The sequence below is a fragment of the Gemmatimonadaceae bacterium genome (genome assembly GCA_020846935.1).
GTDB lineage: Bacteria > Gemmatimonadota > Gemmatimonadetes > Gemmatimonadales > Gemmatimonadaceae > RBC101.
Map to the genome: position 1 here is coordinate 44427 of JADLCY010000012.1, position 15522 is coordinate 59948.

Sequence of the window (15522 nt, forward strand, 5' to 3'; positions counted from 1 at the left end):
TCGCCGAGCCTGCACCACCACATCACCCGCGAGGTCATGATGCGCAAGCTGCTCACCGAGTTCATCGGCACGTTCTTTCTGGTGCTCACGATCGGGCTCACGGTCACCGCGAGTTCACCGTATGCACCGCTGGCGATCGGTGCATCGCTCATGGTCATGGTGTACATGGGCGGCCACATCTCGGGAGGGCACTACAATCCGGCCGTGTCGCTCGCCGCGATGCTCCGGGGCGCGTTGCCGCGCGGCGACTACGCGGGTTACGTGACCAGCCAGGTGCTGGGTGCGCTCGTCGCCTCGATCGCCGTGTATGTGGTGACGGGTCAGACGTTCGCCCCGGCGCCGTCCCCCAGCGCCTCGCCGCTGGCCGCGCTGCTGGTGGAGTTGCTCTACACGTTCGCGCTCGCGCTCGTCGTGCTCAACACTGCCGTCTCAAAGCACACGCAGGGCAACTCGTACTACGGCCTCGCGATCGGCTTCACGGTGGTCGTGGGAGCGTATGCCGGCGGCGGAATCTCCGGCGGAGCGTTCAATCCGGCCGTGGGCATCGGCCCCATCATCATCAACGCAACGCTTGGGACTGGCGGCTGGAGCGATCTGTGGCTCTACCTCGTTGGTCCGCTCGCCGGCGGTGCGCTCGCGGCCACGGTGTTCGGCGTGCAGGAGACCTGAAAAGGCGCTGAACCCCAAGGGGGGCCGGCTGCGCCCGGCACGCCGCGACCATCACCTGCGTGAACTCACGATGCGGTGGGCGCGCCTGAGGAGCGCGACACGAGCTTCAGGCGCGCAGGGACCACGCGAGTGGCGTGCGCGAAGGCTGTCGATCCCTCGCGTGCGCCGCCGCGGCCACGCCGAGCGCCTGTGCGACCTGACAGAGGAGGTCACGGAGCGCAGGGTCCGCCGCGATTCCGGCCGCGTCGAGCCCGCGACCATCGAGCGGAATCACCCCGGTGGCGCCATCGACGAGGCGCACCGACATCGTGCGCAGGGTCTCGGCGAGTGCGGCCACGGCGTGCGTCGAGCGGGCGGACGCGTTGAGCAGCCCCACCGGTTTGGCGGGAATCTCGGAGCCGCTCACGAGCCAGTCGAGCGCGTTCTTGAGCGAGCCCGGAACCCCGTGCGCGTACTCGGGACTGCAGATCACGAGCGCGTCGGCAGCGTCGACCAGCTGGCGCAGTCGCGCGACGGATGCAGCTGGCGCGGCGCTCTCGCCGTCATCGTCAGGGTTGAAGTGCGGCAACGTCGCGACGCCGTCGTAGAGCACCACGTCGAGCGAAGGCCGCCCAACCATGGCCAGGGCACGCAATACCTCGGTGCTGGACGATTGCCGCCGGAGGCTCCCGGAAACGGCCAGAATGCGGTGTGGTTCCAGGGTCACGGTGACGGCGGGATGCGTTCGTAGGTTGCGAACGAGACGCTGGTCGTCCGGCCGCTGCCGTCGTCGCGCATGTACATCACCGCGATCGTGTTCCCGTCGGGCGACAGGACGTTGGTCAGTACCTGAGTGACCTTGCCGTCACGCTTGTTGACGATCTCCGTGATGCGGTCATTCACGCGACGCACCGCCGAGTGGGTCTGGCCGGCGTTTCCGGTCACCGGCATGTCGCGGCCGTCGAACTCGGTGACGTACCACCAGGTGGTGGTATCGCCACGCGCATTCACCGCGACAATGATGACCTTCATGCCCGTCGCGCCGTGCGCTTCGTAGGTCATGACGTTGCTGCTCGGCGCCGGCGCGTCGGACTTGAGCTTCCAGCGCCCGAACCTCGGATTCGCCTGCTGCGCCGCGAGGCTGGCCGGGATGAAAGCGAGCAGGGCAGCCGCGACGATCGCGTGAAAAGACGAGTGACGCATGGCAGGTGACGTGTGTTGCCTAACGCATCAGCCAGCCGAGGCCGAGCGGAATGCGGATCTCCGGCGGGCTCGGGTTGTATGGGTTGCCGCCGGTCGATCGCCCGCCGCGCTGGATGGCAAACGCGGTCGCTGCGACCAGCGCCGCGCCGACCGCCACGCTCGCCAGCGTCGTCCGTCGTCGGTCGAGTCTCCGCAGCTGCACGCGTTGCACCTCGCTCTGCAGCAGTCGGACGTCCTGATTGAGCGTGATCGCGCGCGCACCAGCGTCAAACGTGGAATGCTCCACACTGAGCACGAGCGAATCACCGGTGACGCGCGACACCTTGCCGACGACGTTGAAGCCCTGCACCACGCGCGCCTCTTCGGCGGGTCCCCGGCGGACCCGATCGACGGCCACGGCGGACAGGTCGACGCGCACCGACTGCCCGGCCTGGAGTTCGGCCGTCGTGGTGGGCTGATACCGATAGCACGCGCCACCGAGCGCGGGCGCAACGAACGTCAGGACGAGGGCGCGGATGCGCCGGGTGGTGAAGGTCAGCGCGAACATGTCGAGAAGGGAGCCGATGCCTGTAGTGTGGCCGCAGACAGGCGGCGTGGGAAGCACCCGGGACAACGAACCGGCGGGGAGTCGACACCTGGTGGTGGCGCCGACCCCATCTTCGTCGGCCGTCCAGTATCCCGGCGTTCGCGTGAGGGCTCGCGTCGGCGAGTCCCGTCCGCCCCTCGCCGCCGGTGGTCGTTCGCCTCGTCCGTCCATCTCCTGTCTGGCTGCCTAACGCTCGGATGCGATCCGCTGCGCCAGGCGCTCGCGGGCACCGGCGGCATAGCGGCGACACGCTGTGGCGTCTACCAGGGCGTCGGGCTCCCCGCCGTTCCGTCGGGCGAGTCGCTCCCAGAGCTGCGATGCGTCCGGGTGAGGCGTGAGGAGGATGTCGCACGCGAGGGACTCGAGCGTGCGAAAGCCGGCCTCGAACTGCCGCGCGGCCGCGCTGCCGGTGAATCGAAAACCATCCGCCGAGATCGCTGACTGACTGTCGCCATACACCATGGCTCGGCAGCGTGCGCGCTCGCACGAGGTCCACGTCCAGCTCGTGCCGCCGGGTGTGTGGCCCGCCGTGAGGTGCGCCGTGACTTCCGTCGTGCCAACGCGCAGGGTCTCTCCATCGGCCACGACTCGCACGCGCTGGAGCGGCGCCGTCGCGAACGCGATGCCGAACTGTGGATCATCGGAGCCGACCTGACCGCTCCGCAGGACCGCGGCGGCGGGTGCCGTGGCTGCGGCCGAGGCACCAGAGCGTCGCTGCAACTCACCCAGGCCGCCGGCATGATCGTAGTGCACGTGCGAGTTCAGCAGCAGCTTGACCTCATCGATCCTGAACCCGAGCGCCTCGATGCTGGCTGCGATCCGCGGCGCGGACTCCATCAACCCTCCGTCGATCAGCACGTGCCCCTGCGGCGAGGTGATGAGGATCGATGCGAGCCCGTTGGTGCCGACGTACCACGTGTTTCCGTAGATGCGAAACGGCGCGTGGGGCGCATTCCACTCGGCGCACGCCTCGCACCCCGGCGTGACTGCGGACGTGTCACGTGACTGGGCGGAGAGCATTGCTGGCCCCGCGGCGACGAGGAAGATGAGTGGGAGACGCGTCACAACGGAGAATGGGTTGATGGAACTGCCGAGTGCCGCATTGTAGCGTGTTCGGGTACAAGGACTCAGGGCGCGATGGCCCAACGTACCTGCACCTGATACGTCACGACCACGTCGCGGTCCACGCCCGGCGCGCCCGCCGCTTCCATGGCCATTCCACCGGCCACGCGCGCGTACGCCACCGGCCCGCCCAGCGGCGTCGTTGACATCGACAGCACGGGACCGAGCTGTCGACCCGCGGCCGCTGCCAGCGCGCTGGCTTCGGCTTTCGCATCGTTGAACGCCGCAGCGATCGCGCCGAGGCGCGCCCGTTCGGCCGTATCGGACTGAAACTGCATGGCGCCGATCTCGGTGGCGCCCGCGCCAAGCGCGGCGTCGAGCACGGCTCCCATGCGCTCCATCTGGCGAAGCGTCACATCGACCGAGGTGCGCGCCTGGTAGTCGACCAGGCGTCGCTGCTCGCGGTATTCGTAGTTCGGAGCGACCGTAAACCCGATGGCACGGGCGTCGTTCCCGCGGAAACCCAGCGTGGCCAGCGCAGCCTGGACGCGCCGCACCCGGTCGCCGTTGAGGGTCGCCGCCTGAGCGGCGGTCGCAGCACTCGACTGGACGACGAACCGCAGGCGCACACGGTCAGCAGGGAGCCGCACTTCGGCCTGACCCGTGGTCGTGATCTCCGGCACGGGCGTGGTAGGGGGCGCTTGCGCCATGAGCAGCGAGGGAACGCACGCGACGAGCGCAAAGAGGGAGCGAAGCAACGAAACCTCCTGAGGGTGCCTGACGAGACGTCGCCGGGCCCGTGGTGCTACGAGGGCTCCGGCTCCTGCGGTCACGGCAGTCTACTACGCACCGCACCGCACCACGTTCCCCGGATCCATGCCCTGGCTCGATCGCTCCGGGCACCACACACCCAGAGCCACGGTGTACGCGTCAGGGCGCAGACGCGAGCGCACGGTGACCGCCGCCTGATCGGCCTCGGCCTGGCTGGGATACACGCCGGCCGTGGTACGATACACCTTGTCCCGCAGGTAGATGCCCGCAGGACCGAAGCCCGCCGCGCGCGTTGCATTGGCCTGCGTCCTCGCATCAGCCTCGTTGCTATGGGCTGACACGATGATCGTCCATTCTCCCGTCGCGGCCTGCACGGTGTTGGCCTGGCTGGTCCATCGCGCAAGGAGGGCGCTGTCGGACGGCGCGGCCTGGGCCATGAGCGTGGCAAGAATGCCCGGTGCGTCGTTGGGGTACGTGAGAAGGAGCAACGCCTTGGCCGTACGACGCTCGACGTCGTCGGTGCCGAGCATCTTGGGGAGGTTCTTTTCCAGGAACTGCGCCCGACGCGTCTCCTGCTGGTCGCGCAGCTGACTCTGCTGTACGGCGGCCTGCGAGGCCTGCGCCGATTGCTGCAGTCTGGCGACGTTGATGTTGGTGTTGCGCGCAATCACCGCGACCGCCACCGCGGACGCGAGGGGCACCAGGATGCCGAGCCACTGGGTGAGGCCGGCCACCGGGGAACCTGAGGAGGCGTTCATGCGCCACACGATAGGCACTCGGCCGGTAGGCGCAACATGCGGCGCGCGCGCGACGGTCGACGAGCGCACTAACTTTGCGGCATGACCTCACCGGCACCTACTCCGTACGACCTGATGGGAGGCGAGGCTGGGATCCGCCGTCTCGTTGATCGATTCTACGACCTGATGGACGCGTCGCCCGAAGCCACCAACGTCCGGTCGCTGCACGCTGCCAGTCTCAAGTCGTCCAGGGAAAAGCTGTTCCTGTACCTCACGGGGTGGACCGGCGGGCCCCCGGTCTACGTGGAGAAGTACGGGCATCCCCAGCTGCGCGCGCGCCACCTGCCGTTCCCGATCGCGTCGCGCGAGCGGGACGAGTGGCTATGGTGCATGAATCAGGCGCTGACCGAGGCAGAAATGCCCGATGACCTGCGTGAGCGGCTACGCGAAAAGATCCACGCGCTGGCGGACCACATGCGTAACCGACCCGACTGAACGTTGCCGCAGCCCGTTCGCGGTGGCATGGTTTCCAGTCCCGCTGGTGTCATGGAAGCAACGCCGCGAGCCGAGGCCCGTCCGACCCTCGCACTTCGCATACAGCGTCACCGCACTCCTTTCCCCCGGAGCTCGTCCCATGAAGCGTCGCGAATTCGTCGTCTCGTCAACCCTGGGCTCCGTTGGCGTCGGGGCCGCGCAGTTTTCGCTGGGCGGCATTGCGATGCGGCTCGACGAACCTGAGGCCCGCCGCGCCCCGTGGGCCGCGACGCGCAAGATCCTGATCGCGGGCGGCGGATTCGGTACCGCATTCATCCGCTACATGGCCGAACTCACGGGCAAGGCGCGGCCAAAGCTTCTCTACCTCCCGACTGCGTCCGCCGATCGGCCCGACGGTATCGTCACCTGGTTTCGCAACTGCGCGCCGCTCAATGTCGAAGCGAGCGTGCAAGAGAGCTTCATCGCGAGCACCCGACAGCTCAGGGGATGGGACGAGGTTCTGCTTGGCGTCGACGGCATCGTCTGTTCCGGCGGCAACACGCTGAACCAGCAGGCGATCTGGAAAGCGCAGGGCATCGATCTGGTTCTGCGCGAAGCGTGGGATCGCGGCATCGTGCTTGGCGGTGCGAGCGCCGGGTCACTCTGCTGGTTCGAGGAGGGCACCACCGACTCGCGTCCAAAGGAATTGTCCATCGTGAAGTGCCTGGGCTTTCTCAAGGGCAGCCATTCGCCGCACTACGACGCGGAGCCCGGTCGTCGGCCGTTGTACCAGAAGCTGATCGGCTCCGGTCAGATGAAGCCCGGATACGCGTGTGACAACGACGCGGGGATCTACTTCGAGGACAACGAGGTCAAGCGCGTGGTGCACACGCGGGACGCCGCGCGCGTGTACCACGTGACCGTCGTGAACGGGAAGGTCGAGGAGCACGTGCTCCAGCCGGAGAAGATTGCCTGAGCGGTTTGGCGGATTGGGGACACGGATGAACGCACTGGCGAGGGGCAGGGAACGAGGGAGATGGGGTAGGGAAGTTGAGCTGCAATGGCTCTGTCGCTACATGAGTTGATCAACCATGTCACCGGATCGATATCCGGCTCTCCGTTCCCCGCCGCGTGACCGTTCGTCCACCCGTGCAACCGCGCGAATCGATCCGTCCTCCTGTGTGCTCCTTCTCATCCGTCTGCCTACCTATCTGATGCAACTCTCGATGCGTCGCCTGATCGCGCTTGCCCTCGCGCTTGCCTCTGCCTGCGCGCCCTCCCGGCCGCCGAGCACGTCGCCCAACGCGGCGCCGACGCCGGATCCGCGTGTGGGACTCCGCGCCGGCATGATGGACGCCGCCGAGGCGTCGTGGAACCTGCGCGTCCTCTCGCGCACTCAGCCCTCGCCGAGGTTCCTCGGCGCCACCAACTCCGACCTCGCGTTCACCGGCACGTACGCGATCCAGGGGAGCTACAACGGCTTCCAGGTGTGGGACATCGCCAACCCGGCAAAGCCGGCGCTCAAGACGGCGTACTTTTGCCCGGCGTCGCAGAGTGACGTGTCGGTGTACCGCAACCTGCTCTTCGTGTCGGGCGAAGGCATGGGTGGCCGACTCGATTGCGGCGGGCAGGGCGTACGCGAGGCGGTGAGTAAGGAGCGCCTCCGCGGCATCCGCATCTTTGATATCACCGACATCGCCAATCCGAAGTACATCGCGAACGTGCAGACCTGTCGCGGCTCGCACACGCACACGGTGCTCGAGGATCCGCGCGACCGGGACAACGTCTACATCTATGTGTCCGGGTCGGCTGGCGTGCGTTCGCCTGACGAGTTGCCGGGGTGCGTGAACGCCGCGCCGGACAAGGACGCCAACTCGGCGCTCTTCCGCATCGAAGTCATCAAGGTGCCGCTGGCCAATCCGCAGGCGGCCGCGATCGTGAGTTCGCCGCGCATCTTCGACAAGCTCACCGCGCCGGTGCAACATGCCGAGGCGCCCGAAGACATCGCGGCCGCGGCGAAGGCTGCCGCCGAGGCGCGCTCCAGAGGCATGTTCACCGCGACCGTGATGGGCATGGAGATGGTGGTTCCTCCGGGGTTCGTCCGTCCGATGCTCGACAGCATCGTGCGGGCGCGGCGGGGCAGCGGCGGACCCACGGCGGCCGACAGTGCCACATTGCGCGCTGCGCTCCCGGGCATCATCGCGAAGATGATCGGCGAGGAACCCGGTGATGGCACGGGCCCCCGCCCCGGGCCGACGCAGTGCCACGACATCACCGTGTATCCGGCCATCGGGCTCGCCGGTGGCGCGTGCGAGGGCTACGGCCTGCTGCTCGACATCCGTGATCCGGCCAACCCGGTGCGCATCGGTGCGGTGGCGGACTCCAACTTTTCGTATTGGCATTCGGCCACGTTCAACAACGATGGCACGAAGGTGCTGTTCTCCGATGAATGGGGCGGTGGTGGTGCTCCCAAGTGCCGTGCCACCGACCGCAAGGAGTGGGGCGCCAACGCGATCTTCGACATCGAAAACGGCAAGCTGGTGTTCCGGAGCTACTACAAGCTCCCTGCCGCACAGACCGTCAACGAGAACTGCGTCGCGCACAACGGCTCGCTGATTCCGATCCCCGGGCGGGACGTCATGGTTCAGTCGTGGTACCAGGGCGGCATCTCGGTGTTTGACTGGACCGATGCCGCCCACCCGAAGGAGATTGCCTTCTTCGATCGCGGACCGGCGGACTCAACGGAAATGGGCGATGCCGGGTCGTGGTCGGTCTACTGGTACAACGGCGCGATCGTCAGTTCCGAGATCGGCCGCGGGCTCGATATCGCCGAGCTCACGCCGAGCGCCTTCATCAGCCAGAACGAGATCGACGCGGCCCGCACGGTGCATCTGGACTACCTGAACGCGCAGGGTCAGCCGCGGTTCGTGTGGCCGCCGAGCTTTGCCCTCGCGCGCTCCTGGGTCGATCAGCTCGAGCGCAGCGCGTGCCTCCCGGCCGCGCGCATCGCCACCATCCGCCAGGCGCTCGCCGGTGCGGAGCGAGCGTCGGGGTCGCAGCGGCGTGATGCGCTCACCGCGCTCGCCACGGTGCTCGACGGCGATGTGCGCGGTTCCTGCGATGCACCCAGAGTGCAGAAGCTCGCGGGCTCGGTGCGCGACCTCGCGGTCTCGATCGTCCCGTAGCCGGTCTCCGCGCCCCGCGGTTTGCCGTGAGCCGCACGCCGCAACGGGAACGACGGTGCGGCGTGCAGTGCAACCGACCTCCGCGTGTTTGCGGTGTTTGTGGTGGGGCAGGCGACTTCGGTTGCCCGCCCCACCACGCTGTCGATGGCGCTACTTCTTTGGACGGCTGACCGGCGGCACGATGCCCGCCAGGCGATATCCGGAGACCAGCTTGCCGTAGTGCTCGCCCTGGTGCTCGAGCCAGCCCATGTGACGCGGCGAGGGCCGGGCCTCGACCAGCGGGTACGACACCGCGATGGCCGCTTCCATCTCCCGGATCATGAGGGCGCGCGTGCGCGGCTTTGCCTCGTCGGCTTTCTCGCGTGCGGCGTAGTCGAACGGTTCACCCTTGAGCTGGGCTGCCGTCATCTCGAGCCCGATCGTCACGTGGCGCAGTTCGTCGAGAATCGTGCGAGAGTCCGGATGCGGTCTGGTCTCGAGCTTCGCGTCCGGCAGCTCGGGGTCCCTTGCCATCGCGAGGATCTTGTCGTGTACGCTCTTCCACGAGCGGGTAAACGCCTGCTCCCAGGTGGGGGGCGGCGTCGCACCCTGCGCAAGGGCGCCGACGGGTAGCGTGGCCACCAGGGCAAGGGCGAGTATCAACGCGCGTGCGGACATACGGAACTCCTCGAAGTTGCGGGATCGTACAAGCTGCAGCCACGCGTACGAGCGTACCGCCTTGATGGGACGTACCGCCTTGTTTGCATGGCGATCCGCGGCCCGCCGACGGCAACGGCAAGCGGGCCTCCCCTTGTCCCCCCTGGCAAGGGCGGCTGCATGGTCGAGAGTCAGGTTGACGGGCCGTTCGGGGTATCATTCGGGGGGCGTGTCCCTCCGGCGTACACCACCTCGCGCCTCTCTCATGACCAAACTTCGCGCATCCGTCGTCCTCCTTCTCGCGCTGTCGTCGGCCTGCAGTCACCAGAGTCCTGAGCCGACTGCCACCGCGGAGTATTCACTGTTGCAGGCCGGCGACTCGGTTCCGTTGCCGCTTGGGCGGGAAGTGCAGGTCGGCGAAGTCCTCATGGTGCTCTCGGACGTTCCGTCGGAGTCCCGCTGTCCGGCCAATGCCATTTGTGTGTGGGCGGGCGACGCCGTCGCGGCCATCACGGTGCACCCGCCCTGTTTCAGGCAAGGCTGCAAGGCGCCATCAACAAACCTGGCGTTGCATACGCATCTCGAACCGCGCGCCGGGCAGGCATGGGGCCACACGGTACGGCTCGTGGCCCTCACCCCGTATCCGATCGATGGGCAGCCAAGGGAGAAGTCGCGGTACACCGCCTGGGTGCGCGTGACCAGATAGGGAGCGGACCGTGGCGGATGCTGCGCGGGCAAACATATCGCCATCGCGGTCAGTCGCCGCCCGCCGAGCGTCGCGGTTCGAACAACGGAGACGTGCCTTCCGCATTCGAGTACCGTCTGCTGTTACCTGACGTGGCACGCTGAGCCGGCGCCTACCCGCGCACCGGCCCGTTGGCGAGCGCTCGCTCGATCGCCCGCCGCAGGTCGTCGCTGTCGAACGGCTTCTGCACGAAGCCGGCGATGGTTGCCTCGTTCACGGCCTCGGCGGAGTACCCGCTCGCGATGATCACCGGCGTGTCGAGCCCCATGGCCCGCATCGCGGCCAACGTCGCGGGGCCGCTGCGGCGGGGCATGGTGAGGTCGAGGAGTACCACATCGACCCGCCGGCCCGCTTCGGTGGAGAGTTGCTGCAGTGCGTCGTCGCCATCCACCGCCTGGCTGACTCGCATGCCCATGAGTTCGAGCAACCGCGAGACGACGCCGCGCACCGCCTCGTCGTCGTCGACCAGGAGGATCGTGCGGCCCTCGAATGCACCACTCAGAGGCGCGGCTTCGGTCCGTGGCGCCGCACCGCGCGTCGCATCGGCCCGCGGAAACGCGACGACGAAACGGCTGCCCCCCCCGGGTCGACTCTCCACGGCGAGCGCTCCCTTGTGTCCGCGAATCACGCCTAACGCGGACGCGAGTCCGAGGCCGCGTCCCGTGCCCTTGGACGAGAAGAAGGGATCGAAGATCTGGTTGATGGTGGCCTCGGTCATGCCCACGCCATCGTCCCGCACTTCGAGGACGCAGAACTCGCCCTCGGCGACGTCGAGGCCGATCACCGCGCGTGCCAGCCAGTCGCGGCCGAGGAATGAAGGGTACGTGCGGACCCGCACGGTGCCTCCGCGACCCGTGGCCTCCACCGCGTCCGAAGCATTCGTCACCAGATTGAGCACGATCTGCCGAACCTGCGTGACGTCCGCGGCCACCCACAACGCCTCGGCGCTCAGCTCGAGTTGCAGCGCGACCTGACGGGACACGGACACGCGCAGCAGGTCCTGGATCTCCCGCGCACAGGCCGACAGGTCGACGGTGCGGATCTCGATCGCGCCCCTGCCGGCATACGTCAGCATCTGGCGACACAGCGCGGCCGCCTGGTCTGAGGTGCGGAGGATCCCCTCCACGTCCACGCGGGCGTCGTCGGGCAGCGCGTCCGTATCGCCGATCAGTTCGGCGCGGGCACGGATCGCCATCAACAGGTTGTTGAAGTCGTGGGCGATGCCGCCGGCCATGACGCCCAGGCTTTCCAGTTTTTGTCCGTGCAGGAGCTGCGCCTGCAGGTGTTGCCGTTCCTCGTCGGCGCGAATGCGCGTGGTAATGTCGAGGAACGACCACACGGACCCGCGCCGCACATCCGAGCCGCGCAGCGGATCCACGAGCACTTCCCACACGCGCCCATCGGGCAGCGAGAGCGTTCCGCGGCGGCCTGCCGGCTCCGGCGCTGCGACGAGCAGCGCGCGCTCGTCCGCGTTGCCGATCGCATCGGCGAGCGCGCCCAGGCTCTCAGCGATGTGCGCGTCCAGCCGTGGCTGGGGGATCGGCGCCGGCCACATGTCGGCGATCGATCGATTCACGTGCGTCACGAGCCCCGTCGCGTCGGTCACCACGATCCCTTCGCTCGCGGAGTCGAGGACTGCGCGCAGGCGTGCCTCTCCGGACTGGAGCGCGGCCCGCTCCTTTTCGATGCCAGCCACCAGCGCCGTGGAAAGCAACGTGGCAAGCATCACGACGTTGGACGACAGCCAGGTGAGAAACAGTGTCTCGTTAGGCGTGCCCACCGCGAGCGGCCCGGTGTGTCGTACGGCCGCGACCATCGCGATCGAGGTGGCGATGAGCCCGCCCAGCGACGCGCCGCCCATGCCGAGGCGCACCGCGGCCCAGAGCAGCGGCGGAAACGGCAACAGGAACAGACGCGAGAGCACGCCGTTCCCCTCCGCGAAGAACGGGAGCCACGTGGTCATCGCGACCGCCGAGAGCACGCCAACGACCTCCGCCGGATGTCGCCGCGCGAACGCGGCGCGGGTGCGGACGAGGGTGAGCGCGACCGGTGTGATGACCAGGATACCCATCGCATGCGTGAGCCACCACAGCAGCAGCACGCGAAGGAACGTGCTGGAACCGATCAGCCCCGACAGCGCGAGCGCTGACACGCTGAGCACCGCCGCAATCAGCGCCGCGACGCCCGATCCCATGAGGATCAGCGCGAGAATGTCCGAAATGCGCTCGAGCGCGGGGGAGAAGCGCTGTCGCCGGAGCAGCGACACGGTGAGCAGGACTTCGAGTCCGTTCGCTACGCCGGTGCCCACGATCATGATCGGGCCCGATCCCGACAACGCCGTGGCGAGCGCGCCGCCGATACCCGCTCCCAACCACATGGGGAAAGGAGCCAGCAGACCGGCCGCGACGGCGACGCCGCTCGACACCCAGATCACGCGACGCAGCTCCACGCCCGCCGTCTGACCAAGAGCAAGCGTGGCAACGCCGAGGAGCGCGTAGACCAGGGCGAGCGCGATGTTGGCCGCGAGCGGTCGGCGGAGGAACGGCGGCACGCGAAGGGGAGGTCGAGGAGGATGACCCGTGGCAGGCACCGCAACATCCGGCCGGTGCACACGCTCATCAAGACCCGCCGAGTTGGCCCGGCACGCCCTGGTCCAGCGCTACACCCTTTGCTCGGGCACTGCGGTCTCGCGGGAATCGTCCCGAGCTCGAGCCCCCGGTTCTGCGGTGATCGTCCCGCCTGCCCACGCCTCATCACGCGCCAATGCGTGGCGTCACAACACACGAATCCCGCGGTGCGCGACGCGGGTCAAACACCCATCGAACGGGAAACCCGCATCGCCAAACCGTCGTACGGCCGCGGGTGTCCAACCACCGTTTCACCGCTTCCGCGAGCGACGCCCCCATGTTGATCCCCGTCCATCTCACCGACCTCCAGCTCGCGATCGTGCGTCTCCTGTGGACCAAGGGAGAATGCACCGTCGTCGATGTGCAGGAGGGGCTGCTGCCGGCGCGCCCCCTCGCACAAACAACCGTGGCAACCCTGCTGACGCGTCTGGAAAAGCGGGGTGTCGTGAGTCATCGCACGGCCGGTCGGCAGTTCATCTACCGCGCCGAAGTGACCGAGCCCGAGGTGCGGCGCTCGATGGTTGGCGAACTCACCAATTCGCTCTTCGCCGGCCAGCCGACCGCGCTCATCTCGCACCTCCTGGTCGAGCGCGAACTCGGCGCCGACGAACTCGGCGAGGTCAAGCGAATGATTGCCGACGCGGAGCAGCGCACCTACCTGCCAGTCGCCTCCTGAGCAGCGCCGCGCCACCGGGAACGGTGGCGCGGCGACAGGCGGTTCGGAGCGGGAGGCGTTCTCTGGATAGGGAGCGCACCCCTTTCTGGCGCAACAGGATCAGCGACTCTGGAGCCGCCAACCAAGAGGGGGTGCCGCGCGTGGGCCACACCCCTTGTCATTCCGGTCCGGCTCGTCACATTGGGCTCTGCCAACCGCTCCCGCCGCCTGCCCGCGGGGTACGTCGCAGCGCCTTCGCCGAACCGTCGTCATGCCGTCCCGTCGCGAGTTCACCCGCACCTCCCTGGCCGCCCTTGGCGCGGCTGCGTTAGGCGGGTGGCGTGTACCTCGAAATGGCGGGCTCGACGACAGCCGGGTCAACGGTCAACGGCTGAACGGTACGCTCACTGAGCTGGCGCGTTTTGGCGCCAACCCCCAGGGCGGGGTGAGCCGGGTTGCCTACAGCGACTTCGATCGACAGGGCCGCGAATACGCGATGGGGCTGATGCGCGCGGCGCGCCTCGACGTCCGGATAGACGCGGCGGGCAACATCTTCGGCCGGCGCGCCGGTTCCGTGGCGGGCCTCGCTCCGATCTGGTTTGGCTCCCACATCGACTCCGTTCCCGAAGGCGGCAACTACGACGGCACCGTGGGGTCGCTCTCCGCGATCGAGGTGGCGGCGACGCTGGCCGAGCGCGGTGTCACCACGCGGCACCCACTGGAGGTCGTGATCTTCCAGAACGAGGAGGGCGGCACGGTGGGCAGCCGAGCGATCACCGGGCATGTCTCGACGGCGGACCTCGCGCTGGTTTCGCGCAGCGGCAAGACGATCGGCGACGGCATCGCGTTCCTCGGCGGGAGTGTGGCGCGGCTGGCGGAGGCCGAGCGGCGGCGCGGTGAAGTCGCGGCGTACCTCGAGCTGCACATCGAGCAGGGCGGCACGCTGGAGAAGGAGCGCATCGACATCGGCGTGGTCGAGGGGATCGTCGGCATCGGCTGGTGGGACGTGACGATCGACGGCTTTGCGAACCACGCCGGGACCACGGCGATGAACGAGCGACGCGATGCCATGCTCGCCTTCGCCCGGTTCACCGACGCGGTCAACCGACTCGTCACGCGCGAGCCCGGGCGCCAGGTGGGCACGGTGGGGCGCGCGCAGGCGTTCCCCGGGGCGCCCAACGTCATACCGGGTCGCGTGATCTGTTCGCTCGAGCTGCGTGACCTCGACGACGCAAAGATCGCCCGCCTGTTCGACGCGGTACGTGGTGAGGCCGCAAAGATCGGTGAGGCGACCGGTACCACGTTCAGCTACAAGTCGACGCATGCCTCATCGGCGGCGCTGACCGACCCGGCCCTGCAGAAGATCATCGAAGCGCGGGCGAAAGGCCTGGGCTTCAGCACGAAGTACCTGCCGAGCGGCGCGGGTCATGACGCGCAGCACATGGCGACGATCTGTCCGTCGGCGATGATTTTCGTGCCGAGCGCGCGGGGGATCTCGCATGCGCCCACCGAATACACCGCGCCTGGCGACGTGACGAACGGGGCCAACGTGCTGCTGCAGACGCTCCTCGCGGTGGACGCGCGATGACCACGACCCGACGCGAGCCAGCGGCCCGTCGTCGCCTGGCGACACGGCACGCGAGCCCGTCGCCGCGCGCGCAGCAGCCCTTGCCGCTCGCGTCCACGCGCGAAGAGTCGTTTCTGTCGCTGCTGCGCACGGCGGCCGTGATGCGCCGGCCGGTGGCTCGCGTGCTCGAGGACCACGGGCTGTCGATGGCGCAATACAACGTGCTGCGCATCCTTCGTGGCGCCGGTGACGTTGGTCTGCCCACGCTCGACATCCGGGACCGCATGATCGAGGAGGCGGCCGGGATCACGCGACTCATTGACAAACTCGAGCGTGCGGGGTTCGTGAAGCGGGTGCGCGGATCGTCGACGGATCGACGGCAGGTCTACTGCCGCGCATCCGTCGAAGGCCTGACGCTGCTCGCCACACTCGACCCGCTCGTCGCGCTTGCCATGGAGGCGTCGCTCGCCATGCTCGCCGAGCCCGATCTCCACCGGCTCGTGGATGTGCTCGATCGCGTGCGCCACGAGGCCCCGCGGGTCGCGAGCGCCTCCGACCGCCGGGCGGCCGGCGGCGAGATCGACTGAACGACGCGCGGCGCGCGCGGCCCATCCGGCTGTTGGCGA

The 15522-nt window shown here is 68.4% G+C and carries 16 protein-coding genes; 8 read left to right on the top strand and 8 right to left on the bottom strand.

The genetic code is table 11. From position 1 onward, the window contains the following. Positions 1-39: 39 nt before the first annotated feature. Complete coding sequence (locus tag IT361_15340; protein MCC6319053.1) at positions 40-669, top strand: aquaporin; 630 nt, start codon at positions 40-42, stop codon at positions 667-669. Between the two features lie 106 nt (positions 670-775). On the opposite strand, the gene IT361_15345 is transcribed toward IT361_15340, so the two are convergent. The 6 genes from IT361_15345 to IT361_15370 all read right to left on the bottom strand — a co-directional run bounded on the left by IT361_15345 (position 776) and on the right by IT361_15370 (position 5028). Next, a complete protein-coding gene (locus tag IT361_15345) occupies positions 776-1369 on the bottom strand; it encodes an NAD(P)H-dependent oxidoreductase (protein ID MCC6319054.1) in 594 nt (197 codons plus the stop codon). Between the two features lie 2 nt (positions 1370-1371). After that, on the bottom strand, positions 1372-1851 hold the full coding sequence (locus IT361_15350) for a hypothetical protein (protein MCC6319055.1): 480 nt from the start codon (positions 1849-1851) through the stop codon (positions 1372-1374). A gap of 19 nt (positions 1852-1870) precedes the next feature. Continuing rightward, complete coding sequence (locus tag IT361_15355; protein ID MCC6319056.1) at positions 1871-2398, bottom strand: hypothetical protein; 528 nt, start codon at positions 2396-2398, stop codon at positions 1871-1873. A gap of 225 nt (positions 2399-2623) precedes the next feature. Beyond that, complete coding sequence (gene bla, locus IT361_15360) at positions 2624-3457, bottom strand: subclass B3 metallo-beta-lactamase (GenBank protein ID MCC6319057.1); 834 nt, start codon at positions 3455-3457, stop codon at positions 2624-2626. 107 nt (positions 3458-3564) lie between these two features. Further along, on the bottom strand, positions 3565-4257 hold the full coding sequence (locus IT361_15365; GenBank protein ID MCC6319058.1) for an SIMPL domain-containing protein: 693 nt from the start codon (positions 4255-4257) through the stop codon (positions 3565-3567). Positions 4258-4341: 84 nt separating this feature from the next. Continuing rightward, positions 4342-5028 (bottom strand): SPOR domain-containing protein, encoded by a 687-nt coding sequence (locus IT361_15370; protein ID MCC6319059.1) that lies wholly within the window; start codon positions 5026-5028, stop codon positions 4342-4344. A gap of 81 nt (positions 5029-5109) precedes the next feature. Between IT361_15370 and IT361_15375 the strand changes: the two genes are divergently transcribed. From IT361_15375 to IT361_15385, 3 genes are all read left to right on the top strand, one after another. Beyond that, positions 5110-5502: a group II truncated hemoglobin gene (locus IT361_15375; GenBank protein MCC6319060.1), complete on the top strand. Its 393-nt coding sequence runs from the start codon at positions 5110-5112 to the stop codon at positions 5500-5502. 139 nt (positions 5503-5641) lie between these two features. Next, positions 5642-6457 (top strand): peptidase E, encoded by an 816-nt coding sequence (locus IT361_15380; protein MCC6319061.1) that lies wholly within the window; start codon positions 5642-5644, stop codon positions 6455-6457. Positions 6458-6695: 238 nt separating this feature from the next. Continuing rightward, positions 6696-8666, top strand: coding sequence for a hypothetical protein (locus tag IT361_15385; protein ID MCC6319062.1), 1971 nt, complete (start codon positions 6696-6698; stop codon positions 8664-8666). A 150-nt stretch (positions 8667-8816) separates the two neighbouring features. Here IT361_15385 and IT361_15390 read toward each other — a convergent pair whose 3' ends face one another. Beyond that, complete coding sequence (locus IT361_15390) at positions 8817-9323, bottom strand: hypothetical protein (GenBank protein ID MCC6319063.1); 507 nt, start codon at positions 9321-9323, stop codon at positions 8817-8819. A gap of 244 nt (positions 9324-9567) precedes the next feature. Here IT361_15390 and IT361_15395 point away from each other — a divergent pair, with 244 nt between their 5' ends. After that, positions 9568-10008 carry a hypothetical protein gene (locus IT361_15395; GenBank protein ID MCC6319064.1) on the top strand — a complete coding sequence of 147 codons (441 nt, stop codon included), beginning with the start codon at positions 9568-9570 and terminating at the stop codon, positions 10006-10008. Between the two features lie 151 nt (positions 10009-10159). Here IT361_15395 and IT361_15400 read toward each other — a convergent pair whose 3' ends face one another. Then, positions 10160-12598: an MASE1 domain-containing protein gene (locus IT361_15400; protein MCC6319065.1), complete on the bottom strand. Its 2439-nt coding sequence runs from the start codon at positions 12596-12598 to the stop codon at positions 10160-10162. A gap of 353 nt (positions 12599-12951) precedes the next feature. Here IT361_15400 and IT361_15405 point away from each other — a divergent pair, with 353 nt between their 5' ends. The 3 genes from IT361_15405 (at position 12952) to IT361_15415 (ending at position 15483) form a co-directional block, all read left to right on the top strand. Continuing rightward, positions 12952-13350 carry a BlaI/MecI/CopY family transcriptional regulator gene (locus IT361_15405; protein ID MCC6319066.1) on the top strand — a complete coding sequence of 133 codons (399 nt, stop codon included), beginning with the start codon at positions 12952-12954 and terminating at the stop codon, positions 13348-13350. A 250-nt stretch (positions 13351-13600) separates the two neighbouring features. Next, positions 13601-14917: a Zn-dependent hydrolase gene (locus tag IT361_15410; GenBank protein ID MCC6319067.1), complete on the top strand. Its 1317-nt coding sequence runs from the start codon at positions 13601-13603 to the stop codon at positions 14915-14917. Continuing rightward, entirely contained in the window at positions 14914-15483 is a 570-nt protein-coding gene (locus tag IT361_15415; protein ID MCC6319068.1) for a MarR family transcriptional regulator, read from the top strand. Before IT361_15410 ends, IT361_15415 begins: the two co-directional genes overlap by 4 nt. The last annotated feature ends 39 nt before the right edge of the window (positions 15484-15522 follow it).